General features: G+C 58.8%; 1 protein-coding gene. It reads left to right on the top strand.

Features of this window, described 5'->3' with window-relative positions:
* On the top strand, positions 1-1,110 hold a 1,110-nt coding region (locus tag CYR52_RS22150; protein WP_165699109.1), incomplete at both ends, for an Ig-like domain-containing protein.

The following is a 1,110-nucleotide window of genomic DNA, read 5'->3' as shown; positions in this document are numbered from 1 at the left end:
ACAACGCCGGTAACAGCCTCAGCGGCGAGGCGTTTGCCTTTACCGTCGATACCACGGTGAATATCCCAACCATCGATCTGAATGACGCGTCAGACAGCGGTGCCGATGTTGCGGACAACATCACCAACGTGAAGACGCCAACCTTTACCCTGGGCAATATCGACGCCGATGCGGTAACAGTGGAAGTGCTGATCAACGGCACGGTTTATCCCGCCACCAAAACCGGGGAAACCTGGAGTTTCACTGCGCCGGAACTGGCGGATGGCGAGTATACCGTGCAGGTGAGCGTGACGGATGACGCGGGCAATACGGCGACCTCAGCGGCGCTGAATATCACGGTCGATACGGCGATTACTGCGCCGGTGATTACCCTGAGTGATGACACCGGCATGCAGGGTGATAACCAGACCAACGACACCACCCCAGGCTTTGCGATTACCACCGACAGCGACGTCGTGACCGTGATGGTGAGCATTGACGGCGGTGCGCCGCAGGCGGCGGTACAAGACGCCGCGGGGCAATGGCACTTTGTCACGCCTTCGGCACTCACTGACGGCGAACACTCTTTGAGCGTCACTGTTACGGATGTGGCGGGCAATAGCATCAGCGGCGAGGCGTTTGCTTTTACCGTGGATACTACCGTCAATATCCCAACCATCGATTTGAATGACGCCTCAGACAGCGGCGCAGACTCGGCCGACAACATCACCAATGTGAAAACCCCGACGTTTACCCTGAGCAATATCGACGCCGATGCGGTGACGGTGGAAGTGCTGATCAACGGTACAGTTTATCCGGCCACCAAAACCGGGGAGACCTGGAGTTTCACCGCGCCGGAGCTGGCAGACGGTGACTACACGTTACAAGTGAATGTTACTGATGACGCAGGTAATACCGCGACCTCAGCCGCGCTGAATGTCACCGTCGATACCGCAGTGAATGCCCCGGTCATTACCCTGAGCGATGACACCGGCGTAGCTGGTGATAACCAGACCAACGACACCACGCCGGGCTTTGCGATTACCACCGACCACGACGTCGTGACGGTGATGGTCAGCATCGACGGCGCTGCGCCGCAGGCCGCGACCCAGGATGCAGCAGGGCAGTGGC

Origin of the sequence: Chimaeribacter arupi (assembly GCF_002858805.1) — a bacterium.
Classification (GTDB): Bacteria; Pseudomonadota; Gammaproteobacteria; order Enterobacterales; family Enterobacteriaceae; genus Chimaeribacter; species Chimaeribacter arupi.
The sequence above is the reverse complement of the archived record's forward strand: the minus strand, read 5'-3'. Positions and strand labels throughout refer to the sequence as shown.